The sequence below is a fragment of the Variovorax sp. IB41 genome (genome assembly GCF_016405905.1).
Taxonomy (GTDB): Bacteria; Pseudomonadota; Gammaproteobacteria; order Burkholderiales; family Burkholderiaceae_C; genus Variovorax.
In genome coordinates this window covers 313,598-335,022 of record NZ_JAEFCB010000003.1, presented here as the reverse complement: position 1 = coordinate 335,022, position 21,425 = coordinate 313,598, and the positions used below count along the sequence as shown (strand labels likewise).

24 protein-coding genes are annotated in these 21,425 nt (G+C 68.4%); 17 read left to right on the top strand and 7 right to left on the bottom strand.

The annotated features are described in order from the left end of the window. Positions 1-35: 35 nt before the first annotated feature. Together JC881_RS10245 and JC881_RS10240 are read left to right on the top strand one after the other, a co-directional pair. On the top strand, positions 36-944 hold the full coding sequence (locus JC881_RS10245) for a DMT family transporter (RefSeq protein WP_198785598.1): 909 nt from the start codon (positions 36-38) through the stop codon (positions 942-944). 1 nt (position 945) lies between these two features. Then, positions 946-1,890, top strand: coding sequence for a glutaminase (locus JC881_RS10240; RefSeq protein WP_233101677.1), 945 nt, complete (start codon positions 946-948; stop codon positions 1,888-1,890). 3 nt (positions 1,891-1,893) lie between these two features. Here JC881_RS10240 and JC881_RS10235 read toward each other — a convergent pair whose 3' ends face one another. Next, positions 1,894-2,892 (bottom strand): NAD-dependent epimerase/dehydratase family protein, encoded by a 999-nt coding sequence (locus JC881_RS10235; RefSeq protein WP_198785597.1) that lies wholly within the window; start codon positions 2,890-2,892, stop codon positions 1,894-1,896. Positions 2,893-2,987: 95 nt separating this feature from the next. Between JC881_RS10235 and JC881_RS10230 the strand changes: the two genes are divergently transcribed. The 12 genes from JC881_RS10230 (at position 2,988) to JC881_RS10175 (ending at position 14,870) form a co-directional block, all read left to right on the top strand. Next, on the top strand, positions 2,988-3,932 hold the full coding sequence (locus JC881_RS10230) for a LysR family transcriptional regulator (RefSeq protein ID WP_198785596.1): 945 nt from the start codon (positions 2,988-2,990) through the stop codon (positions 3,930-3,932). Beyond that, positions 3,929-4,420 (top strand): hypothetical protein, encoded by a 492-nt coding sequence (locus tag JC881_RS10225; protein ID WP_198785595.1) that lies wholly within the window; start codon positions 3,929-3,931, stop codon positions 4,418-4,420. Before JC881_RS10230 ends, JC881_RS10225 begins: the two co-directional genes overlap by 4 nt. Before the next feature lie 411 nt (positions 4,421-4,831). Continuing rightward, the gene (urtA, locus tag JC881_RS10220) at positions 4,832-6,028 is read left to right on the top strand and encodes an urea ABC transporter substrate-binding protein (protein ID WP_198785594.1); all 1,197 of its coding nucleotides are present in this window, start codon (positions 4,832-4,834) and stop codon (positions 6,026-6,028) included. Between the two features lie 4 nt (positions 6,029-6,032). Further along, positions 6,033-6,935: an urea ABC transporter permease subunit UrtB gene (gene urtB, locus JC881_RS10215; RefSeq protein WP_198785593.1), complete on the top strand. Its 903-nt coding sequence runs from the start codon at positions 6,033-6,035 to the stop codon at positions 6,933-6,935. Between the two features lie 4 nt (positions 6,936-6,939). Further along, the gene (gene urtC, locus JC881_RS10210) at positions 6,940-7,992 is read left to right on the top strand and encodes an urea ABC transporter permease subunit UrtC (RefSeq protein ID WP_198785592.1); all 1,053 of its coding nucleotides are present in this window, start codon (positions 6,940-6,942) and stop codon (positions 7,990-7,992) included. A 29-nt stretch (positions 7,993-8,021) separates the two neighbouring features. Further along, entirely contained in the window at positions 8,022-8,789 is a 768-nt protein-coding gene (gene urtD / locus JC881_RS10205; RefSeq protein WP_198785638.1) for an urea ABC transporter ATP-binding protein UrtD, read from the top strand. Positions 8,790-8,806: 17 nt separating this feature from the next. Then, positions 8,807-9,496, top strand: coding sequence for an urea ABC transporter ATP-binding subunit UrtE (gene urtE / locus JC881_RS10200; protein WP_198785591.1), 690 nt, complete (start codon positions 8,807-8,809; stop codon positions 9,494-9,496). A 44-nt stretch (positions 9,497-9,540) separates the two neighbouring features. Further along, positions 9,541-10,578 (top strand): aliphatic amidase, encoded by a 1,038-nt coding sequence (locus tag JC881_RS10195; protein ID WP_198785590.1) that lies wholly within the window; start codon positions 9,541-9,543, stop codon positions 10,576-10,578. Positions 10,579-10,598: 20 nt separating this feature from the next. Further along, the gene (locus JC881_RS10190; RefSeq protein WP_198785589.1) at positions 10,599-11,417 is read left to right on the top strand and encodes a CbbQ/NirQ/NorQ/GpvN family protein; all 819 of its coding nucleotides are present in this window, start codon (positions 10,599-10,601) and stop codon (positions 11,415-11,417) included. Continuing rightward, positions 11,414-13,030, top strand: coding sequence for a nitric oxide reductase activation protein NorD (locus tag JC881_RS10185; protein ID WP_198785588.1), 1,617 nt, complete (start codon positions 11,414-11,416; stop codon positions 13,028-13,030). Before JC881_RS10190 ends, JC881_RS10185 begins: the two co-directional genes overlap by 4 nt. Before the next feature lie 36 nt (positions 13,031-13,066). Further along, positions 13,067-14,221, top strand: coding sequence for a transporter substrate-binding domain-containing protein (locus tag JC881_RS10180; RefSeq protein ID WP_198785587.1), 1,155 nt, complete (start codon positions 13,067-13,069; stop codon positions 14,219-14,221). A gap of 1 nt (position 14,222) precedes the next feature. After that, complete coding sequence (locus JC881_RS10175) at positions 14,223-14,870, top strand: ANTAR domain-containing response regulator (RefSeq protein ID WP_198785586.1); 648 nt, start codon at positions 14,223-14,225, stop codon at positions 14,868-14,870. Positions 14,871-14,938: 68 nt separating this feature from the next. On the opposite strand, the gene JC881_RS10170 is transcribed toward JC881_RS10175, so the two are convergent. After that, positions 14,939-15,829, bottom strand: coding sequence for a LysR family transcriptional regulator (locus tag JC881_RS10170; protein ID WP_198785585.1), 891 nt, complete (start codon positions 15,827-15,829; stop codon positions 14,939-14,941). A 62-nt stretch (positions 15,830-15,891) separates the two neighbouring features. On the opposite strand from JC881_RS10170, the gene JC881_RS10165 reads away from it, so the two are divergent. After that, positions 15,892-16,113: a DUF1127 domain-containing protein gene (locus JC881_RS10165; protein ID WP_233101676.1), complete on the top strand. Its 222-nt coding sequence runs from the start codon at positions 15,892-15,894 to the stop codon at positions 16,111-16,113. Positions 16,114-16,177: 64 nt separating this feature from the next. Beyond that, positions 16,178-17,866: a hypothetical protein gene (locus JC881_RS10160; protein ID WP_198785584.1), complete on the top strand. Its 1,689-nt coding sequence runs from the start codon at positions 16,178-16,180 to the stop codon at positions 17,864-17,866. Here the strand turns inward: JC881_RS10160 and JC881_RS10155 are convergent, their stop codons facing one another. From JC881_RS10155 to JC881_RS10145, 3 genes are all read right to left on the bottom strand, one after another. After that, positions 17,867-18,259 (bottom strand): RidA family protein, encoded by a 393-nt coding sequence (locus JC881_RS10155; protein ID WP_198785583.1) that lies wholly within the window; start codon positions 18,257-18,259, stop codon positions 17,867-17,869. 62 nt (positions 18,260-18,321) lie between these two features. Continuing rightward, a complete protein-coding gene (locus JC881_RS10150; protein ID WP_198785582.1) occupies positions 18,322-18,909 on the bottom strand; it encodes a uracil-DNA glycosylase family protein in 588 nt (195 codons plus the stop codon). A 16-nt stretch (positions 18,910-18,925) separates the two neighbouring features. Continuing rightward, positions 18,926-19,756, bottom strand: a complete 831-nt coding sequence (locus tag JC881_RS10145) for an isocitrate lyase/PEP mutase family protein (protein ID WP_198785581.1) — start codon at positions 19,754-19,756, stop codon at positions 18,926-18,928. Between the two features lie 97 nt (positions 19,757-19,853). On the opposite strand from JC881_RS10145, the gene JC881_RS10140 reads away from it, so the two are divergent. Then, a complete protein-coding gene (locus JC881_RS10140; protein ID WP_198785580.1) occupies positions 19,854-20,312 on the top strand; it encodes a CopD family protein in 459 nt (152 codons plus the stop codon). A gap of 6 nt (positions 20,313-20,318) precedes the next feature. Here JC881_RS10140 and JC881_RS10135 read toward each other — a convergent pair whose 3' ends face one another. Both JC881_RS10135 and JC881_RS10130 read right to left on the bottom strand, forming a co-directional pair. After that, complete coding sequence (locus JC881_RS10135) at positions 20,319-20,942, bottom strand: hypothetical protein (RefSeq protein ID WP_198785579.1); 624 nt, start codon at positions 20,940-20,942, stop codon at positions 20,319-20,321. A gap of 77 nt (positions 20,943-21,019) precedes the next feature. After that, complete coding sequence (locus tag JC881_RS10130) at positions 21,020-21,409, bottom strand: helicase SNF2 (protein WP_198785578.1); 390 nt, start codon at positions 21,407-21,409, stop codon at positions 21,020-21,022. Between the last annotated feature and the right edge of the window lie 16 nt (positions 21,410-21,425).

Here is a 21,425-nt window from a genome sequence, read left to right as displayed (position 1 = left end):
ACAAGACGACAACGACCACGACGACAACAACTCGAATGATCCAGCGCAAGACCCACCTCGACGCCCTCGCCATCGGCCTTCTCATCGCGTGCTGCGCGTTCTGGGGCCTGCAGCAGATCCTCATCAAGACCACCGTGACCGAAGTGCCGCCGATGTGGCAGGCCTCGATCCGCATGGTGGGCGCCACCGTGCTGCTGTGGCTGTGGTGCGCTTCGCGCGGCGTGCCTTTGTTCAACCGCGACGGCACGCTGTGGCCCGGCCTGCTGGCCGGAGCGCTCTTCGCGGGCGAATTCGCCGGCATCTACCTCGGCCTGCAGCACACCAGCGCCTCGCGGCTCACCGTGTTCCTGTACACCGCGCCGTTCTGGGTCTCGCTGCTGCTGCCGCGCTGGGTGCCGGCCGAGCGCCTGCGCGGCTTTCAATGGCTCGGGCTCTTCATCGCGTTCTCGGGCGTGGTGCTCGCGTTCAGCGAAGGCTTCAGCCACATGAGTTCGTCGCAACTCATCGGCGATGCGATGGGCCTGGGGGCCGGCATGCTCTGGGGCCTGACCACGCTGACGCTGCGCACCACCAAGCTGGCCACCGCGAGTGCGGAGAAGACGCTGTTCTATCAAGTGGCAGTGACCGCGGCCGTGTGCCCGGTGCTGTCGCTCGCGCTCGGCGAGACCTGGCGCTTTTCGTATTCCAGCTGGGCCTGGACCTCGATCGGCCTGCAGACGGTGATCGGCGCGTTCGCCAGCTACCTCACCTGGATGTGGCTGCTGCGGCACTATCCGGCCACGCAGATGTCGTCCTTCACCTTTCTCACGCCGCTCTTCGCACTGGTGTTCGGCGTGGTGTTGCTGAACGAGCCGCTGACGCTGCAGCTGATGGTGGCGCTCGTGGGCGTCGCGCTGGGCATCGTGCTGGTGAACCGCCGCCCCGCGGTGCAACGCACGGCATGAGATGAGCGCAGCCCTGATGAATTTCCAGCCCGTCCTCGACGACATCGTCGCCACCCTGCGCCCCGAGCTCGGCCAGGCGGGCACCGTGGCCAGCTACATTCCCGCGCTCGCGCGCGTCGATGCGCGGCAGTTCGGCATCGCGCTGCGCACCTGCGATGGCGAAGAGGCCTTCGCGGGCGACGGCGAGGTGCCGTTCTCGATCCAGAGCGTCTCCAAGCTCTTCACGCTGACGCTCGCGATGCAGCGCATGGGCGATGCGCTGTGGGAGCGCATCGGGCGCGAGCCCTCGGGCAATCCGTTCAACTCGCTCGTGCAGCTGGAAAACGAACAGGGCAAGCCGCGCAATCCCTTCATCAATGCGGGCGCCATCGCGGTGGCCGACCGGCTGGTGAGCCAGGCGGCAGTCGACGGCGGCAGCGCGAAGGCGGACATCCTCGCGCTGATGAGCGGTTTGTGCGGCGAGCCGATCGCGTTCGACGAAGAAGTGGCCAAGTCCGAGGCCGACACGGGCTTTCGGAACGTCGCGCTCGCGAACTTCATGAAGAGCTTCGGCAAGATCGACAACGACGTCGGCACGGTGCTCGACACCTACTTTCACCAGTGTTCGCTGCGCATGAGCTGCCGCCAGCTCGCGCGCGCCGCGGCGTTCCTGTGCCGCGACGGCGCGCATCCGATCGATGGCGAACCCGGGATCACCGGCGAGCGGCAGACCCGGCGCATCAACGCGCTGATGCTGACCTGCGGAACCTACGACGCGGCGGGCGACGTGGCGTTCTCCATCGGGCTGCCCTGCAAGAGCGGCGTGGGCGGCGGCATCGTGGCGGTCGTGCCCGACAAGCTCACGCTCTGCGTCTGGTCGCCGGCGCTGGACGCGACGGGCAATTCGCTGCTCGGCATGAAGGCGCTGGAGCTGTTCGTGACGCGCACGGGGCTCTCGGTCTTCTGATCGTCAGGCCGTCACGGCCGTCGGCGCTGTACCCAGACAGCCCATGCCTTCCAGCGACGCTTCGACCGCCTCTTCCAGCGGCGTGTGCGGCTCGTGCCCGAGGAAGGCCACCAGCTTCGCGTTGTCCATCAGCACCGGCGTGCGCCACAGGTAGCGCATCTCGCGCATCTCCCGCAGGGTCGTGACGAAGGGCGAGGCCAGCGTCATCAGCCACCATGGAAAAGCCGTCACGCGCGGCGCGGTGCCCGTGCGGCGCGACACCACACTGCGGATGGCGCCGCTCATCTGCGTGCCGTCGGTGTCGCGATGGCCGGCCATGTGGAAGCGCGCGAAGGGTTCCAGCCCGTCGCGCCGCGCCAGCAACGCGACCATCGTGCGCGCCACGTCCGGCAGGTACGACCATTGGTGCGCCGTGTTCGCGGTACCGGGATAGCTCACGGCCTTGACCGGCTGCCCCGCCTTCACCAGCCCTTGCGAGAACCAGTTGTTGCCGGCCTTCGGACCGAAGAAGTCACCGGCGCGCACGATCAGCACGCGGGCGCCGTTGCGGCTCGCGTCTTCGAGGCGTCGCTCGAGCTCGACGCGGATGGCGCCCTTGCGGGTGACGGGGTGCTGCGGCGCGTTTTCGCCGATGGTCCCGGAAAACGCATCGGGCCCGAAGTTGTAGACCGTGCCGGGCAGCACGATGGTCGCGCCTTCGGCCTTCGCGGCGGCGATGGTGTTGTCCAGCATCGGCAGCACCAGCTGCGCCCAGTTGCGGTAGCCGGGCGGGTTGACCGCATGCACGATGACCGCGCAGCCCTTCGCGGCGTCCATGACGGCCTGCCGGTCCATTGCGTCGCCGCGCAACCATGTGATGCCGTCCTGTTGCGCGACGGGCTGTGCCATGCCGCGCTTGAGCGCCCGCACCGTCCACCCCGCCTGGCGAAGCTGTTGCGCCACCTCGCCGCCGATGCCACCCGTCGCGCCGAGAACCAGGACCGTGTTGTTGTCGTGTGCCATGAAATGCTCCAGAAGCGTTGTCGATGGCTGAATTCTGGGTTGATGCTAGTTCTATTGGAATTGCCGAACATGACCCAGCAGCTATACATTTACGTATGACTTCGAACATCGGCTGGGAGCTGTACCGCTCGTTCCTCGGCGTCCTGCGGGAGGGCTCGCTCTCCGGCGCGGCGCGTGCGCTGGGCATCACGCAGCCGACGGCGGGGCGCCATGTGGCGGCACTCGAGAAGGCGCTCGGCGTGGCGCTCTTCACGCGCTCGCAGGTGGGCCTCATGCCCACGGAAGTCGCGCTGGCATTGCAAACGCATGCCGAAGCGATGGAAAGCACCGCTGCCTCTTTGGAGCGCGCCGCGACCAGCCAGGGCGCGGGCGTGCGCGGCGTCGTGCGCATCTCCGCCAGCGAAGTGATCGGCGTCGAGGTGCTGCCGCCCATCGTCGCGCGGCTGCGCGAGGCGCACCCGGCGCTGAAGGTCGAGCTGGTGCTGACCAACCGCGTGCAGGACCTGCTGCGGCGCGAAGCCGACATCGCCGTGCGCATGGTGCGGCCGAAGCAGGAGCAGATGATCGCGCGCCGCGTCGGGCAGATCGAGCTGGGCTTTCACGCGCGCAAGGACTATCTCGCCCTTCACGGCACGCCGCGCAAGGTGCAAAACCTCGCGGCGCACGCTGTCATCGGCTACGACCAGCCCTCGGCGTTCGTGCGAAACGCGGGCAAGGCGCTACCGGGCTACGGGCGCGATGCCTTCTCGCTGCGCACCGACAGCGACCTCGCGCAACTCGCGCTGATCCGCGCCGGCGCGGGCATCGGCATCTGCCAGGCCGGCCTGGCGCGGCGCGACCCCGCGCTGGTGCGCCTGATGCCGCGCGCCTTCTCGATGAAGCTGGAGACCTGGATCACGATGCACGAGGACCTGCGCGCAAGCCCGCGCTGCCGCGCCACGTTCGACGCACTGGTCGCCGGACTGCAGCAATACATCGGGGCACCCACGCAAGGGACTCGGGGGAAAATAGCCCGCGCACGAACACAAGCCTCCGAATGACCGAACCGACCGACACCGACAACCTCCCCCTCCAGGAACCCCGCCTCTGGCGCGACGACCTCTGGACCGCCCGCGTGATCAAGAACGAGGAAGACGACGGCTGGGCCGTCGAGATGACCCGCCACGGCGACCCCGAGCCCGCTCTCGTCGGCCCCTGGACCATGGGCCGCGACAAGAAGAACCCCAAGCCGCTCGACGGCCCCGCCTTCTCCACGCTGGTGAAGACGGCCGCCGAAGTCATCCGCCGCCACGAGCAGCAGCTGCACGCCACGCTCAACAAGAGCGTGACTGTGACGGCGCGCGACGGACGGCGCATTCGCGTGTCCCTGGCGATCGTGCCCGACGAGGACAACCCCTCGGCCACGCTGAGCGCGCACGACGACGAAGACGACAGCGAGCTGGCGAGCGTGAATGTCTCGCCGGCCTTCAAGCTCACGTCGGGCAGCGCCACCAGCTGGATCGAAGCGGACTTCGCCCGCCCCCGTTAGCCGCCGCACCGGTGTGCGCGCGAATACCACAGGCGATGCGCATCCGCCAATCAGCGAAAGAACGTATGTTCACGCCGGGGTGAGTTGAGAAGAATCCGCCCCAACGAGCAATCGTTACCAGTCCTTCATTCATACGACGCCCGCTGCCAGTGCTGCCAGCGAGGGGTCGGGCAACAAAGCCCGAATCGGTTTCACCACCGGTTCGGGCTTTTTTGTTTTCTCGGTCGCAACGAAGCCTTTTCAAAACGGATGCGCGTCATCCGGTGGCGCAGCTTTGCCCCGAGAAAAAGCACTGGTGAACGAGCGCTCGTTTGCAGGGGCCGCGCCGCGGGAGGAGACACCCAACGCACGGCCTCGAAGGTCGGATGTTCCTCTGATGACTCGCACAAAACCAAGGCAAAGGAATTTGACATGACGAACGTTTCCCTCAACCGCCGCCAGCTCGTGAAGACCGGCGGCTCGATGATCGTGCTGGGCGCCGCGGGCGGCGTGGCCGGCCTTGCCGCCGCGCAGGAAGGCACGACGGTGAAGCTGGGCCTCCTGCACTCGCTCTCGGGCACCATCGCCATCGCCGAGGCCTCGCTGGTCGATGCCGAGAAGCTTGCCATCGAGGAGATCAACGCCGCCGGCGGCGTGCTCGGCAAGAAGATCGAGGCCGTGGTGGAAGACGGCGCGAGCGAGAACCCGGTCTTCGCCGAGAAAGCGCGCAAGCTGCTCGAACGCGACAAGGTCGCCGCCATCATCGGCTGCTACACCTCGGCCTCGCGCAAGGCGCTGCTGCCGGTGCTCAACCAAGCCAAGGGCCTCCTGTTCTACCCGACCTATTACGAGGGCCAGGAGCAGGACAAGCGCGTCTTCTACCCCTCGCAGGAAGCCACGCAGTCGGTCATCGCGGCGGTGGAGTGGATGGCGCGCGAGAAGGGCAAGAGCTTCTTCCTCGTGGGCTCGGACTACATCTACCCGCGCACCTGCAACAAGATCGCCAAGCCGGCCATCGCCAAGGCCGGCGGCAAGGTGGTGGGCGAGGAATACGCGCCGCTCGGCCACACCGAGTTCTCCTCGATCATCAACAAGATCAAGGCCGCCAAGCCCGACTGCATCTACAGCACCGTGGTGGGCGGCTCCAACGTGGCGCTCTACAAGCAATTGCGCGCGGCGGGCCTGGACGGCGCCAAGCAGGTGCTGCTCTCCACCGTGGTGTCGGAGAACGAGATCGAGGGCATCGGCAAGGACAACGCCGCGGGCTACTACGCCTGCATGGGCTACTTCCAGAGCATCAAGTCGCCGGCCAACGAGAAGTTCGTGAAGGCCTTCAAGGCCAAGTACGGGCAGGAGCGCGTGATCGGCGACCCGATGGAGGTGGCCTACAACTGCGTCTACCTCTGGAAGCTGGCGGTCGAGAAGGCCAAGTCCTTCGACGTGGACAAGGTCACGGCCGCCGCCGCGGGCGTGGAGCTCGAGGCGCCCGAGGGCACGGTGCGCGTGCACGCCACCAACCACCACGTGTGGAAGAAGGTGCGCGTGGGCCGGGCGCGCCCCGACGGCCAGTTCGACATCGTGTGGGAGTCGCCGCAGCCCGTCGAGCCCAACCCCTTCCCGAAGGTCTGACGCGATGAACCTCGACATCGCGGTGATGCAGGTGTTCAACGGCGTGAGCCTGTTCACCATCCTGCTTCTCATGGCCATCGGGCTGGCCATCGTGTTCGGCCTGATGGGCGTCATCAACATGGCGCACGGCGAGCTGATGGCGCTGGGCGCCTACATGACCTACCTGGCGGCGCGCTTCTTCGAACACTTCGCGCCGGGCTGGATGGACCTGTACCTGTTCGCCGCGATTCCGTTCGCGTTCGCCGTGACCTTCGCGTTCGGCTACCTGCTGGAGCGGGGCTTCATCCGCTTCTTCTACGACCGGCCGCTGGACACGCTGCTGGCAACCTGGGGCCTGAGCCTCATCCTGCAGCAGGCCTACCGCTCGATCTTCGGCGCGCAGGAGGTGAGCGTGCCGCTGGCCTCCTGGCTCGCGGGGGCGTGGGAGCCGACGGCGGGCATCCAGCTGCCGCTCACGCGCATCTTCATCGTGGGGTTGACGGCCATCGTCGCTGTGGGCGTGTACCTGCTGCTCTACCGCACGCCCTGGGGCCTGAAGGTGCGCGCGGTGACGCAGAACCGCGCCATCGCCGGCGCGGTGGGCATCGACACGCACCGCGTCGACGCGATGACCTTCGCGCTCGGCTCGGGCCTCGCGGGCATCGCGGGCGCGGTGTTCACGATGATCGGCTCGACCAACCCGGGCACCGGCCAGCTCTACATCGTCGATTCGTTCATCGTGGTGGTGTTCGGCGGCGTGCAGAGCCTCGTAGGCACGGCGCTCTCGGGCTTCGCCATCGCGCAGTCGCAGACCTGGCTGGAGTACCTCATGAGCGGCTCGATGGCCAAGGCCACGATCCTCCTGCTGGTGATCGCGGTGCTGTACTTCCGGCCCAACGGGCTGTTCGCCACGCGTTCGAGGAGCTGAAGGCATGGTCAAGCTTTCTTCCCAACGCAAGGGCGACCTCGCGGGCATGGCGGCCGTGCTGCTGCTCCTGGCCGTGGTGCTGCCGCTCACGCTCGATCCGTTTCGCCTGAACCTCATCAGCAAGTACCTGGCCTTCGCGTTCGTCGCGGTGGGCGTGGTGCTCACCTGGGGCTACGGCGGCGTGCTGAGCCTGGGCCAGGGCATGTTCTTCGGCCTGGGCGGCTACATGATGGCGATGTTCCTGAAGCTCGAAGCCTCGGCGCCCGAGCTGCCCGACTTCATGGTGTGGAGCAGCGTGGAGCAGCTGCCCACGTGGTGGCAGCCGTTCCACTCGCTGGGCTGGACGGTCGCGGGCATCCTCGTGATTCCCGCCGTGCTCGCGTACGTGTTCTCGTACGCGATCTTCAAGCGACGCGTGAGCGGCGTGTACTTCGCGATCGTCACGCTCTCGCTGGCGCTCACGCTCACCGTGGTGGTGGTCGGCCAGCAGGGCGACACGGGCGGTGCCAACGGCATCACCGATTTCCGCACGCTGCTGGGCTGGGACATCGCGGGCGACGAGGCCAAGCGCGTCATGTACTTCGTCGAGGTGCTGGCCATCGCGCTCGTGATGGCGGTGTCGCTCGTGATCGTGCGCAGCCGCTTCGGCAAGATCCTCATCGCCATCCGCGACCGCGAGGACCGCGTGCGCTTCAGCGGCTACAACACGGCGCACATGAAGGCCTTCGTCTTCGCGGTGGCCGCGATGCTGTCGGCCATCGGCGGGGCGTTCTACAGCCTGCAGGTCGGGCTGATCGCGCCGGGCGTGATCGGCGTCGTGGCCTCCGTGGAGATGGTGATCTATGCGGCAGTCGGCGGACGGCTGTCGATTCCGGGCGCGGTGATCGGCGCGCTCCTGATCGGCTTTCTCAAGTCGTACCTGTCGGAGACTTTCCCCGAAGGCTGGCTCTACTTCCTGGGTGCGGTGTTCATCCTCGTGGTGTGGGCCATGCCCAACGGCCTCGCGGGCCTGGGCGAGAAGTTGCTGCGCCGCAGCGGCGCGGAGGCGGCGCCATGAACGCCACGATGACGATGCCCAACGGCGGCATGCCGCAAGCAGCCGCAGCGTTCTCGCACTCGAACGAGCAGATCCTGCGCGTGGAGGACCTCACCGTGTCCTTCGACGGCTTCAAGGCGGTGGACGGCCTGAGCCTCTCGGTGGAGCGCAACGAACTGCGCGTGATCATCGGACCGAACGGCGCGGGCAAGACCACGCTGCTGGACATGATCTGCGGCAAGACCAGGCCCAGCGCCGGCCGCGTGCTCTTCAACGGCCAGGACCTCGGCCGGCTGAACGAGTACGAGATCGTGCGCGCCGGCGTGGGCCGCAAGTTCCAGACGCCCTCGGTCTACGAGGACCTCACGGTGCTGGAGAACTTCGAGATCTCGCTGCCGCGCATGCACGGCCTGCTGCAGTCGCTCACCTTTCGCCGCACGCCCGCGCTGCGCGAGCGCATCGATGCGATGGCCGAGCAGGTCTTTCTCATCGAGCGGCTCGGGCACCGCGCCGGGCAGCTGAGCCACGGGCAAAAGCAATGGCTGGAAATCGGGATGCTGCTGATGCAGGAGCCCGAACTGCTGCTGCTGGACGAACCCGTGGCCGGCATGAGCCCGCGCGAGCGAGAGCAGACGGGCGACCTCTTGCGGCGCATCTCGGCGGGCAAGTCGGTGGTCGTGATCGAGCACGACATGGATTTCGTCAAGCGCATCGCGCACCGCGTCACGGTGCTGCACCAGGGCAAGTTGCTCAGCGAAGGCACGGCCGCGCAGGTGCAGGCCGACCCGCGCGTGATCGACGTGTACCTCGGCCACTGAGAGAAGGAGAAATACAGATGCTCGAAGTCTCCGCACTCGATGTCGCCTATGGCGAGTCGCATGTCATCCACCAGGTGTCGCTGCGCGTCGCGCCCGATGAAGCGGTTGCCATCATGGGGCGCAACGGCATGGGCAAGACCACGCTGCTGAAATCGCTGATCGGGCTCCTGCCCGCGCGCGGCGGGAGCATCCGCCTGGGCGGCGCCGACCTCACGAAGCTGCCCAGCTACCAGCGCGTCGCGCAGGGCCTGGCCTTCGTGCCGCAGGGGCGCATGGTGTTTCCGTTCCTCACGGTGGAGCAGAACATCCTCTCGGGCGCCGCGAAGTCGGGCCACCGCACGGTGCCCGAGTACCTCTACACGTTCTTCCCCGTGCTCAAGGACATGAGACAGCGGCGCGCCGGCAACCTCTCGGGCGGCCAGCAGCAGATGCTGGCGATCGCGCGCGCGCTCATCTCCGAGCCCCGGGTGCTGATCCTGGACGAGCCCACCGAGGGCATTCAGCCTTCGATCATCAAGGAGATCGCGCAGACGCTGAACGTGCTGCGCGCCGAGCGCGGCTTCGCCGTCGTGGTGTCGGAGCAGGTGCTGAGCTTCGCGCTCGAGCTGGCCGACCGCTTTCTCGTCATCGACCGCGGCCGCATCGTGCACGACGAAGCGCGCGCCACGCTCGACCAGGACAAGGTCAGGTCCTTCCTGACCGTGTGAGCCCCTTCCGTTTTTTCTTCCCTCAACCCTTCAGGAGCAGCGTCATGAGACATGGTGATATTTCGAGCAGCAACGATTGCGTCGGCGTCGCGGTCGTCAACTACAAGATGCCCCGCCTTCACACCAAGGCCGAAGTGCTGGACAACGCCCGCAAGATCGGCGAGATGCTGGTCGGCATGAAAAAGGGACTGCCGGGCATGGACCTTGTGATCTTTCCCGAGTACTCCACGCACGGGATCATGTACGACTCGAAAGAGATGTACGACACCGCCGCCACGGTGCCCGGCGAGGAGACCGCGATCTTCGCGGACGCCTGCCGCCGCGCCAACGTGTGGGGCGTGTTCTCGCTCACGGGCGAGCGCCACGAGGAGCACCCGAACAAGGCGCCCTACAACACGCTGATCCTCATGAACAACGAGGGCGAGATCGTCCAGAAGTACCGCAAGATCATGCCGTGGGTGCCCATCGAGGGCTGGTACCCGGGCGACTGCACCTACGTGAGCGACGGCCCCAAGGGCATGAAGATGAGCCTGATCATCTGCGACGACGGCAACTACCCCGAGATCTGGCGCGACTGCGCGATGCGCGGCGCCGAGCTCATCATCCGCTGCCAGGGCTACATGTACCCGGCCAAGGAGCAGCAGATCATGGTCTCCAAGGCCATGGCTTTCATGAACAACACCTACGTGGCGGTGGCCAACGCGGCGGGCTTCGACGGCGTGTACTCGTACTTCGGCCACTCCGCGCTCATCGGCTTCGACGGCCGCACGCTCGGCGAATGCGGCGAGGAGGAGATGGGCATCAACTACGCCGAGCTCTCGATGAGCCTCATCCGCGACGCGCGCAAGAACGGCCAGTCGCAGAACCACCTCTTCAAGCTCGTGCACCGCGGCTACACCGGCACCATCAACTCGGGCGACGGCGACAAGGGCGTGGCGGCCTGCCCCTACAACTTCTACACGAAGTGGATCACCGACCCCGAGGGCACGCGCGAGATGGTGGAGTCGTTCACGCGCAGCACCGTCGGCACGCCCGAATGCCCGATCGAAGGCATTCCGAACGAGCCCGCGAAGCACCGCTGAGGAAAGGGCAACGACGCGCCATGAATGCCTCCGTTCCCGATCCTCTTGCGAGCTACCGCATCGAGACCGAGCCCTTCTACCGGCCCGCGGGCAACGAGGTGGCGCTGTACCGGCAGGCCTACCGCCACCGCATGCCGCTGATCCTGAAAGGGCCCACCGGCTGCGGCAAGACGCGCTTCGTGGAGCACATGGCGTGGTCGCTCGGGCGGCCGCTGGTCACGCTCGCATGCAACGAGGACATGACGGCCTCCGACCTCGTGGGGCGCTACCTCCTCGATGCGAACGGCACCGCGTGGCACGACGGGCCGCTCACGCTCGCGGTGCGCCACGGCGGCATCTGCTACCTGGACGAGGTGGTGGAGGCGCGGCAGGACACCACCGTGGTCATCCACCCGCTGACGGACGCGCGCCGCATCCTGCCGCTCGACAAGAAGGGCGAGCTGGTGCGCGCGCACCCCGACTTCCAGCTCGTGGTGTCGTACAACCCCGGCTACCAGAGCAGCGCGAAGGACATGAAGCCCTCGACGCGCCAGCGCTTCGCGGCGCTGGAGTTCGACTACCCCGACAGCGCGCTCGAAGCCGAGATCGTCGCGCACGAGGCCGGGGTCGCCATCGAGCTGGCGGCCAAGCTGGTGGCGATTGCGCATTGCTCGCGGGAACTGAAGCACCGCGGGCTCGACGAAGGGATTTCGACGCGCATGCTGATCTACGCGGGCGTGCTGATCCGCGACGGCGTGTCGCCGCGCGACAGCTGCGACATGACGATGACGCGCGCACTCACCGACGATCCCGACATGGCGAGCGCGCTGCAGGGGTTCGTCCAGGCGCAGTTCGGATGAAGGACCGCCACGCGTCGCTGGCCCTCCTTGCCCGTGGGCTGGCGGGCGTGGATGTGGAGGTGCAGCCGCTCGAGGTCGGTGCACGCGCGGTGCTCGTGGGCAAACGGCTGCTGCTGCCCGCGAGCGCGAGCGAACGGATGCACCGCGCCATGGTGGCGCACGCGGTCGCGCACCTGCGCCACTCGGTGCCCGCCCGGCCCGCGCGCACGCTCAAGCCGATGGGCATCGCGGTCGTCTCGGCCATCGAGGATGCGCGCGTGGAGCGGCTGCTGTGCCGCGACTTTCCGGGCCTGCACGGCTGGTTCGCGGATTCACTCGCACCGCCGCCCGATCCGCTGGACCTGGGCTTTGCAGCCCTCCTCTCGCGCATGGACCGCATGCTGATGCTGCCCGCCTGGCAGGACGACAACCACTGGGTCAACAAGGCGCGCCGCCTGTTCGAGGAGACGGTGACTCGCGCGGGACTCGCGGACTACGACGCCTTCCGCGCGATCGCATCGATCCTCGCCAACGACCTCGGCCAGATGCGCGTGCGCTTCGATCCGCAGCACTACGTGGTGCCCGCGCCCTATCGCGACGACAACAGCTACCTCTGGGATTTCGGCGAGACCGAGACGCCGCCCGACGAAGCGATTGCCCTCCAGCAGTCCGGCGCGCGGCCACCGCCAGCCGACGGCGGCGCCGCATCGCTCGATGCCGGCATCGAACTGGAACTGGGCCGCTACAGCTACCCCGAATGGGACCGCAAGCTCGAGCGCCTGCGGCCCGACTGGTGCACCGTGATCGAGAAGCTGCCCACATGGCAAGGCCTCGCTGCGATGCGCGAGCAGGCATCGGCGAGCAGCGAGCGCCTCGCGCCGCTCGCCCTGCCCCGCGCGCGCCACCTGGACCGCACGCACCGCCTGCGCCGCCAATGGGAGGGCGACGACGTCGACCTGAATGCCGCCATCGAGGTGCTGGTCGACCGGCGCCTGCGGCTGCGCCCCGACCCGCGCCTGTTCATGCGCTCCGGCAAGGCGCCGCGCCCGAGCAGCGTGCTGGTGTTGCTGGACCTGTCGGAATCGGCGAACGACCCTGGCCATGGGGGTGCGCGCTCCCTGCTCGACATCGAGAAGCAAGCGGCCCTGATGCTGGCCGACGCGAACGCGCGCGGCATCGACCGGCTCGCGATCCACGGCTTTTCGTCGAACACGCGCGCCGAGGTGTATTACTACCGCCTGCTTGAATTCGGCACGCTGCTCCAGGCACCGTCACGCGCCATGATCGGCGCGGTGCGCGGGCGCTACTCCACGCGCATGGGCGCCGCATTGCGCCACGCCGCATCTCACCTGCGCGCCGAGCCCTCGGGCCAGCGCGCGATATTGCTCGTGACCGACGGCGCACCCGCCGACATCGACGTGCACGACCCCCAGTACCTCATCGAAGACGCCCGCAGGGCCGTCGCCGAAGCGCGCGAGGCCGGCGTGCGCACCGCATGCATCGCGGTCGATGGCGCTGCCGACACCTACGTGCGCCGCATCTTCGGCTGGCGCAACTATTGCATCGCCGACGACGCACGCAGCCTGCCCGCGCGGCTTGCGCGCATGAGCGCGCGACTGGCCGCCGCAAACTGAGGAGAATGATGGTTCACACACCCAGGAGACATCCCCGTGGCTGACAAGGACCCCATTCGCGTCGGCATCCTCTACTCGGAAACCGGCGTCACCTCGACGATCGGGCTGTCGCAGCTGCAGGGCGCGCTGCTGGCCATCGCGGAGATCAACGAGGCCGGCGGCGTGGACGGCCGCGAGATCGTGGCGGTGCGCTACGACCCCCAATCCAACCCCACGCGCTACGCCCAGCTGGCCGAGAAGCTGATCGTGCAGGACCGCGTCAACGTGATCTTCGGCTGCTACATGTCCAGCAGCCGCAAGGCCGTGATCCCGGTGATCGAGAAGTGGAACAAGCTGCTCTTCTACCCCACGCTCTACGAGGGCTTCGAGTACTCGGGCAACGTGATCTACACGGGCGCTGCGCCCAACCAGAACAGCGTGCAGCTGGCCGAGTTCATGACCACGAATTTCGGCGCGCGCGTGTACCTGATCGGCTCGGACTACATCTACCCCTACGAGTCGAACCGCATCATGGGCGAGCTGGTGATGCAGCGCCCGGGCAGCGAGAAATTGGGAGAGCGCTACGTGGCGCTCGATGCCACCGAAAAAGACTATCGCGCGATCATGGACGACATCCGCGACAAGCAGCCCGACTTCATCTTCTCGACCGTCGTCGGCGATTCCACCGCGAGCCTGTACCGCGCGTATGCCGAGGCGGGGTTCGACCCGAAGCGCATGCCGATTTCCAGCCTCACGACGTCGGAGGCCGAGATCTCGCAGATGGGCCGCGGCGTGGCCACGGGGCACTTCACCGCGGCGCCGTACTTCCAGTCGATCGACTCGGCCGCCAACCGCCGGTGCCTGGCGCGCCTGCGCGAGCGCTTCGGCGACGGCTGCGTGCCCAACCTGTGCTGGGAGGCTTCGTACTTCCAGATGCACATCTTCGCCAACGCGTTCCGGCAGTCGGGCAGCGACGGCATCGCGGAGATCCTGCCGCACATCCTGGGCAGCGAGTTCGATGCGCCGCAGGGCCGGGTGAAGATCGACCCGGCGAACCACCACACCTGCCTCTACCCGCGCATCGGCCGGGTCGATGCGCAGGGGCAATTCACCATCGTGCGGCAGGCCACGCGGGCGGTGGTTCCGGACCCCTACCTGGTCACCCACTCGCTGGGCGACTGGACGGCCAGGCTCGACACGCTGGAGCTCTAGCATGGACGGCGCCGCCCCCAAGCGACACACCCTGCGGGTGACGCCGCCGCAACTGAAAGAGCTGCGCCTCTTGAAGATCGCGGTGATCCACCCCGACGACGCGGACGGCCGCCAGCTCACGCAGCAGCTGCAGCGCATCGGCTGCCAGGTGCAGGCCTTCTGGCCGCCGGTGCAGGTGCTGCCCGAGGGCATCGACGTGGCGTTCATGGCGGTGCAGCCCGACCTCATCCACCTGCGCTTCGAATGGACGCAGGGCGAAGACGCGCCCGCCATCATCGCGGTGGTGACCTACGAGAACCCGACCATCGTGGAGGCGGTGCTGGAGATCGGCGCCAAGGCCGTGCTGCCTTCGCCCGTGCGCTCCTTCGGGCTGCTCTCGGCGCTGGTGGTGGCGCGCGAGGCGCACAAGGAAAGCCGCTCGCTCGCGCGGCGCCTGCGCAAGGTCGAGGCCAAGCTGCTCGGCGTGCGGCAACTGGCCGAGGCCAAGACCATCCTCATGAAGACGCACTGCGTGTCCGAAGGACAGGCGCACGACCTCATCCGCGAGCAGGCGATGAGCAAGCGCACGACCATGGAAGAGATCGCCGCGGCCATCGTCAACGCCAACGAGATCCTCTCGCTGGGCACGCGAAAGCCCGGCCCGGGCTGACGCTCGGCGCTGGAAAGCCCGGCCAGGGCTGAAGCTCCGAGCTGGCAAGCCCGGCCAGGGCTGACGCATCAGAGCTGACGGAACGTCGTCAGCACCTTCAGCACGCTCCGCGTCGCGCCATCGATCACGCCGGGCAGGCGGTGCGCAATGCCAAGGCGGCGCGTGAGCTTCGGGGTGATCGGCAGCACCTGCATGCGCTTGTCGAGTGCATCGTCGGCCGTGTGCTGCAGCGGCAGCAGCGCGGCGCCATAGCCGGCGGCCACGAGGCTCTGGATCGCGGCGTCGTAGTTGAGTTCGATGCGCGCGCGCGGCGCGAAGCCGGCCTCGGCGAACCACGCCATCGTGAGGCGGTACATGTGGGTGGTGGCGTCGTTGAAGATCAGCGGCTGCGCCGCGAGCCACGCGGGCGTCACGCGCCGGGGCGCCTTTGTGCGCTGGGGCACGAAAGCCATCATGGCCTGGTCGCGCCACGGCGTGACGACCAGCTCGCGCAGCGGCGGCTGCGGCATCGCGACCAGGCCGATGTCCAGCGTGCCCGCGGCCAGCCGCGCCATCGCTTCGGACGAGCCGAGGATGCTCACCTCCACGTCGATGCCCGCGTGCACCGTGCCCAGCGCTTCGAGCACCTGCGGCAGCAGGTCGACCACCACGCCGGTCGACGTGCCCAGCCGCACGCGGCCCGTGCGGCCTTCGGTCTGGCGCTTGACGGCATCGATGGCCTCGTCGGTGTCGCGCAGCAGCCGGCGCCCACGCTCCACCAGCGCCGCGCCCGCGGCCGTCGGCGTGACGGTGCGGCTGCCGCGCACCACCAGCTGCGCGCCCAGGCGCGATTCGAGTTCGCTGATGTGCAGGCTCACCGTGGGTTGCGCCAGGTGCAGCGCCTTGGCGGCCGCCGAGAAGGTGCCCAGGTCGGCGATGGCGACGAGGGTTCGCAGCTGGTCGAGGTTCAGTTGTCGCATCAGGAATGCTGATTGAAGGGTTCAGGAATCTCAACTTCCACAATAGCATGCAGCGCCGGAAGATGAGCGCTCCCACCAAGGAGCCCACCGTGACAGCGCCCAAGCCCTCGACCTTTCATCAACGCCTGATGCATGCCCTGCACGACTGGCGCCGCCGCGCCGCACAGCGCCGCCGCGGCCGCGCCGACTCGCAGCACCTGGCCGGCATGAGCGACCACGATCTGCGCGACCTGGGCATCGGGCGCAGCGAAGTGCCGCAACTGATCGACCGCGACAGGTACTGAAAGAATCGAAGAAGCGGCATTGGCCTTCAGCCTTCGCCCCGGAATTTGAGGTTCAATCCGGGGCGTGCCCCAACCCAAGACGCCCGCCCCGCTCTCCATCGAACTCACCTCGCCGCAGTCGGTCAACGGCAAGCGCGCGGCCTTCCAGTCGCTCTGGCTGCTGGTGCGCATGCAGCATGCGCACGATGCCGAAAGCGGCCTGGTGCGGCTGGCCGACCTGCGCGGCGAGGTCTCCGATGCGAGCACGCTGCGCATGGTCGTGAGCCGCGCGTTCCGCGATTTCAAGGCCTGGAACATCGAGGTCGGCTGGGGCGAAGACACGCAGCGCGAGCCCCGCTTCCTGAACGCCGAGCGGCGCAGCCAGGGGCCGTTCTGGCTGCCGGCCGCCGAGGCGAAGCGCGTGCGCATGCTGGTGGGCGGGCGCGTAGCCACCGCCGCCGAAGTGGCCTCTTTTCTCGGCCTGCGCGCGCGCAAGCGCCGCGCGGCGGAACCCGGCGCGCCGCCGCCCGATGCGGTGCACCTGCAGGACGCTGCTTTCTGGAAGCAACTGGTTGCGTCGCAACAGGCGGCGCGGCAGGGCCGGCTCATGACGCCCGTGGCGTCCGTGGTTGGAGGCAACGCGACCGGCGTGCCGACCAGCGCGCTGGAGTCGATCCGCCTGGCCGGCACGCTGGCCGCCACCGACTTCCAGCGCGCGCTGGTCACGCTCAACGAGGCGATGCTGTGGCGCCGGCTCGGCGACAACGAGCAGGCGCGCCGTCGTTTGCAGGCGCTCAAGAAGCAGCGCCTGGCCCACCACGTGGCGGGCAACGACTACCTGGGCGCGATGGAATGCATCGTTTCGGCGTGGTGCGCCTACACCGCGCGCGACCTGCCACTTGCGCAGTCGCTCCTCGGCGGCATGGCCGAGGACGCGGCGCGCGGGCTGGTGCTGCGGCATCACCCCGACGTGCGCTTCGAGTGGTGCAACCTGTGGGCGCTGGTGTGCCGCTCGCGCGCGCTCGGCCTTTCGGCGGACGACAAGCCGGCCGCCGCCGCGCTCGCCGAAGAGTCGCTGCAGCGCTTCGGCGAGGCGCTGGCCGCGGCCTTCGAATCGCATTCGTTCGACGCGGCGCAGCACGTGGCCGCGAACATGGGCATGGCCGCGTGGCTGTTCGATCGCGTCGGCCTCTCGGACCTTCCGGCGCTCGCGCACGACGGCCACGCCGACACCACGCGCCGCGCGGTGCAATGGATCGCCTTCAGTGAATGGCTCTGCGGCCACACCGACGGACAAGGGCGCTCGGCCTGGAACGCGATCTACCTGATGCGCATCGCGCGCGGCCACTGCCGCCCCGAGACACAACCCACGCTCGCGCAGTTCCGCGCGCAGAAGCCGCTGGACCCGGCCGCGATCTCGACGCTCGCAGGGCCGTTGGCGGATGCCTTCGACGCCACGCACTGGCCGGCGCGCTGGGTGGACGTGGCGCAGGCGCGACTGGCCGATCACCAGGCCGGGCGCCGCCGCTACCCCGGCCTTCAGCACTGCAGCCTGCTGTTCGAGCACGCCTGGTATGCCGCGCATGCGGGCGATCTGCAGGCGGCCGAGCAGTCGCTGGGCGTGCTGCGCGAGGCGCTGCCGCAGCTGGTGCCGAGCGACCGCGCGTACTTCACCGAATCGTGGAACGACACGCTGCCCGCCGAACTGGTGCTGGAAGCCAAGCCGCCACGGCGGCCCAGCACACGCAAGAAGACCGCGCGCCCTGCCCGCTGATCAGCAGGCGGCGATGCAGTCGATCTCGATGTCGAACGGTCCGAACCACGCGGGCACGCAGACGAAGATGCGCGCGGGCGGGTCTTTCGGAAAGTACCGCGCATAGATCGCATTGACGGCCGCGAACTGCTCGATCGACGTGCAGTACACGTTGCACTTGAGCACGTTGTCGAGCGACGAGCCGGCGGTTTCCAAACAGAGCTTCAGCTGGTCGAGCACGATTTCCGCCTGCCGCTCGATCGGCGCCTCGACCACCCGGCCGGTGGCGGGGTCGAACGGCGGCAGGCCCGACACATAGACCGTGTCGCCATGCCGCGTGACGACCGAGGTCGGCGCCTTCAGTTGCTCCAGGTAGGTCGACAGCGGCTCGACACGGATGACTTCTTTCTTCATGAACGCGGCTTTCTGCAAAGGGATGCGTTCGATGATGCCGGCCGCGGCACCGCCTCGCTTCGCTATGGAACGAAGGATGGCGCGAGCGCCTGCCGCACGCGCTCGCGCAGCACGGGGAGCACATCGCTTTCGAACCACGGGTGGTGCTTGAACCAGCCCGTGTTGCGCGGCGACGGATGCGGCAACGGAATGAAGCGCGGCGCGTACTCCGCGAAGGCCTCGACGGTTTCGGTGACGCCGGCCTTGCGCGCCGCACCGAGAAAGTGGCGCTGCGCGTACTGGCCGATCAGCAGCGTGAGCTCGACCTCTTTCATCTGCGCGAGCAGGCGCGCCTGCCAGAGTTCGGCGCACTCCCTGCGTGGCGGCAGGTCGCCGCTGGTACCGCGGCCGGGGTAGCAGAAACCCATCGGCATGAGCGCGACGCGCGTCGCGTCATAGAAGGTCTCGCGGTCGATGCCGAGCCAGCGGCGCAGCTGCTCGCCGCTCTTGTCGTTCCATGGCACGCCGGTGGTGTGCACCGTCATGCTCGGCGCCTGGCCGACAAGCAGCAGGCGGGCCGTGGCGCTGGCCTGCACGACGGGTCGCGGCCCGAGCGGCAGGTGCGCGGCGCAGGCGTGGCAGCTGCGGATTTCCGCGAGGAGCGCGTCCATCGATCCGTCTCGCGCGCTACTCGGCAAACGGACGGAAGAACGCGTTGAGTTCATTGCCCGCCGCGGCGTTGGCGAACCCGTCGAAGCGCCCTTGCTCCGCCAGTGCGCGCGCCGCGTGGATGAACCCGCCCCATGCCGCGCGCGCGAGTCCGCCGCCCACGCTGACGCGCCGCACGCCCAGCGCGGCGATGTCCTTGATCGTGAGTTCGCTCGCGCCGCCGACCAGCAGGTTGACGGGCTTGGGCGCCACGGCCGCGACCACCGCGGCGATCTGTTCACGCGTCTTGATGCCCGGCGCGTAGAGGCAGTCGGCACCGGCCGCCGCGTAGGCCTTGAGCCGCGCGATGGTGTCGTCCAGGTCCGGCCGGCCCGCGAAGAAGTTCTCGGCGCGGCCGACGAGCAGGGTGTCGCCGCCCGCCGCATCGATGGCCTTGCGCGCGGCGCGCAGGCGCTCGACCGCGACGTCGATGGGAAAGAGCGGATCGGCCGCGTTGCCCGTCGAGTCCTCGATCGACAGGCCCGCCACGCCGGTCTCGACCGCGAGCCGCACGCTCTCGGCCACGCCTTGCGCATCGGCGGCGAAGCCGTTCTCGAAGTCCGCGTTCACCGGCAGGTCGGTGGCGGCCACGATGTCGCGCAGGTGCGCGAGCACGGTGTCGCGCGATTGCGCCCCGTCGGCCAGGCCCTGCGACCATGCGTGACCCGAACTCGTGGTGGCCAGCGCCTTGAAGCCCAGGCCCTGCAGGTAGCGCGCGCTGCCCGTGTCCCAGGGGTTGGGGATGACGAAGCAGCCCTGTTCGTGGAGCGCGCGGAAGTCGGCGCGTTTCTGGGCGACGGTGCGGGTCATGAAGGCCTCATCTTTCTTGCTTTGTGCGGAGGATGGGTTTTAACGCAACCGCGCGGACATTGCGCGAGCGCACCGTTCGGTGTTCTGATCGGCACCCATGCCCTACGCCATCCTGCTTTTCATTCATCTCGTCGCCGCCGCCTTCTGGGTCGGCGGCATGGCCACGATGCATTTCGCGGTGCGCCCCGCTGCCGTCGCCACGCTGGAGCCGCCGCTGCGCCTGCGCACCATGACCGCGGCGCTGCGGCGCTTCTTCGTCGGCGTGGACGCGGCCATCACGCTGCTGTTCGTGAGCGGGGTGTCGATGATTCTCTTGACCGGCGGTTTCCGCGGCCTGCACTGGCGCATCGAGGCGATGATGAGCATCGCCATCGTGATGACCGGCATCTATGTCTACATCCGCGCCTCGGTGTTCAAGGCGCTGCGCCGCGCGGTCGAAGAGAGCGCGTGGCCGGTGGCGGCCGCGCGGCTGAACACGGTGCGCAAGCTGGTGAGCCTGAACCTCGCGCTCGGCGTGGTGGTGTTCGCCGTCGCGACCATCGGGCGCGCGGGCTAGCGGCTCTCAGCGCTTGCTGGAAGCGCTGGCCAGTTCGCCGAGCACGGCGCCGTCGACCGGCTTCTGCAGCCACTTGGCGATGTCTTCGCCCAGCGCATAGGTCACCACGCCGACCATGCTGCAGGTGCTGCGCGGCATGCCGAAGTAGATGAACATCTGGCGCTGTGCGGTGAAGCGCGCGGGTGCCTCGCCCTTGCGCTGGAGCGTGCCGCGCAGCTGCACGATCTTCGGGCCGCCGTAGAGACCGCCCGCGTTCGCGAGCAGGTCGGTGATCTCGATCTGAAGGACGGGTGCGCCCTCGGCGTTGAGAGGTGCCGGCGGCGCGAGAAGGTATTCGTAGGGGGTGAGCAGTTGGTCCTGCACGGCCTGCTTGAGCGAGGCGGGAACGTCGCACGCATCGTCGGCCTTCTTCAACTGGACGCCCTTGGCGGTGGTGCCATAGGTGACCGCGGGCACGACCACGCTGTTGCGCGCGGTGGCTTCAGGCGGCGGGGGCTCGGGGGGTGCCGGCTGGCGCGTGCCGCAGGCGGCGAGCAGTGCGGCGGTGCCCACTGCAACGGACACAAGGGACACACGGGACGCAAAAGAAAGCCGCGCGGCAATGCGCGCGGCAAGCGGATGGTTTGTCATTGGAGATCTCCCTGAAGAATCGGACGCGCGTTCGTCGACGCGCGCCCGATTCTGCATGGAGATGCCGCAACGCCAACTTACAGCCCGAGCGTGTCGATGCCGTGCGCAACTGCCACGGCCTGGGCGCGCACCGTGGCGCGGTCGAGCGTGCTGGACAGGCGCGGCGCGGTACCGGCCGAAGCGGCTTCGGCGTACAGGTCGCCGGCGCGGGCGGCGGCCACGGCTTGCGTGCGCACCGTGGCGCGGTCGGTGGCGCTCGCGATGGCGACGGGCACGCCGCTCGATGCGCCTTCGGCGTACTGGTCCGCGCTGTGGGCTGCAACGACCGCATCGGCTCGCACGGCGGCGCGGCTGGCGGTCGACTGAAACTGCAGCACGCCCTGGTATTCCTCGGCGCTGGCGCCAACGGCGAAAGCGGAGAGGGCGGCAGCAGCGGCGGCGGCGAGGAGGAGCTTGGTGGTCTTCATGGCAGTGTCTTTCAAA

What these genes read in the sequence shown, in the direction of transcription:
- JC881_RS10245 (WP_198785598.1), top strand. Translation starts at nt 36, where the DNA reads ATGATCCAGCGCAAGACCCACCTCGACGCCCTCGCCATCGGCCTTCTC.
- JC881_RS10240 (WP_233101677.1), top strand. Translation starts at nt 946, where the DNA reads ATGAGCGCAGCCCTGATGAATTTCCAGCCCGTCCTCGACGACATCGTC.
- JC881_RS10235 (WP_198785597.1), bottom strand. Translation starts at nt 2,892, where the DNA reads ATGGCACACGACAACAACACGGTCCTGGTTCTCGGCGCGACGGGTGGC.
- JC881_RS10230 (WP_198785596.1), top strand. Translation starts at nt 2,988, where the DNA reads ATGACTTCGAACATCGGCTGGGAGCTGTACCGCTCGTTCCTCGGCGTC.
- JC881_RS10225 (WP_198785595.1), top strand. Translation starts at nt 3,929, where the DNA reads ATGACCGAACCGACCGACACCGACAACCTCCCCCTCCAGGAACCCCGC.
- urtA (WP_198785594.1), top strand. Translation starts at nt 4,832, where the DNA reads ATGACGAACGTTTCCCTCAACCGCCGCCAGCTCGTGAAGACCGGCGGC.
- urtB (WP_198785593.1), top strand. Translation starts at nt 6,033, where the DNA reads ATGAACCTCGACATCGCGGTGATGCAGGTGTTCAACGGCGTGAGCCTG.
- urtC (WP_198785592.1), top strand. Translation starts at nt 6,940, where the DNA reads ATGGTCAAGCTTTCTTCCCAACGCAAGGGCGACCTCGCGGGCATGGCG.
- urtD (WP_198785638.1), top strand. Translation starts at nt 8,022, where the DNA reads ATGCCGCAAGCAGCCGCAGCGTTCTCGCACTCGAACGAGCAGATCCTG.
- urtE (WP_198785591.1), top strand. Translation starts at nt 8,807, where the DNA reads ATGCTCGAAGTCTCCGCACTCGATGTCGCCTATGGCGAGTCGCATGTC.
- JC881_RS10195 (WP_198785590.1), top strand. Translation starts at nt 9,541, where the DNA reads ATGAGACATGGTGATATTTCGAGCAGCAACGATTGCGTCGGCGTCGCG.
- JC881_RS10190 (WP_198785589.1), top strand. Translation starts at nt 10,599, where the DNA reads ATGAATGCCTCCGTTCCCGATCCTCTTGCGAGCTACCGCATCGAGACC.
- JC881_RS10185 (WP_198785588.1), top strand. Translation starts at nt 11,414, where the DNA reads ATGAAGGACCGCCACGCGTCGCTGGCCCTCCTTGCCCGTGGGCTGGCG.
- JC881_RS10175 (WP_198785586.1), top strand. Translation starts at nt 14,223, where the DNA reads ATGGACGGCGCCGCCCCCAAGCGACACACCCTGCGGGTGACGCCGCCG.
- JC881_RS10170 (WP_198785585.1), bottom strand. Translation starts at nt 15,829, where the DNA reads ATGCGACAACTGAACCTCGACCAGCTGCGAACCCTCGTCGCCATCGCC.
- JC881_RS10165 (WP_233101676.1), top strand. Translation starts at nt 15,892, where the DNA reads ATGAGCGCTCCCACCAAGGAGCCCACCGTGACAGCGCCCAAGCCCTCG.
- JC881_RS10155 (WP_198785583.1), bottom strand. Translation starts at nt 18,259, where the DNA reads ATGAAGAAAGAAGTCATCCGTGTCGAGCCGCTGTCGACCTACCTGGAG.
- JC881_RS10150 (WP_198785582.1), bottom strand. Translation starts at nt 18,909, where the DNA reads ATGGACGCGCTCCTCGCGGAAATCCGCAGCTGCCACGCCTGCGCCGCG.
- JC881_RS10145 (WP_198785581.1), bottom strand. Translation starts at nt 19,756, where the DNA reads ATGACCCGCACCGTCGCCCAGAAACGCGCCGACTTCCGCGCGCTCCAC.
- JC881_RS10140 (WP_198785580.1), top strand. Translation starts at nt 19,854, where the DNA reads ATGCCCTACGCCATCCTGCTTTTCATTCATCTCGTCGCCGCCGCCTTC.
- JC881_RS10135 (WP_198785579.1), bottom strand. Translation starts at nt 20,942, where the DNA reads ATGACAAACCATCCGCTTGCCGCGCGCATTGCCGCGCGGCTTTCTTTT.
- JC881_RS10130 (WP_198785578.1), bottom strand. Translation starts at nt 21,409, where the DNA reads ATGAAGACCACCAAGCTCCTCCTCGCCGCCGCCGCTGCTGCCGCCCTC.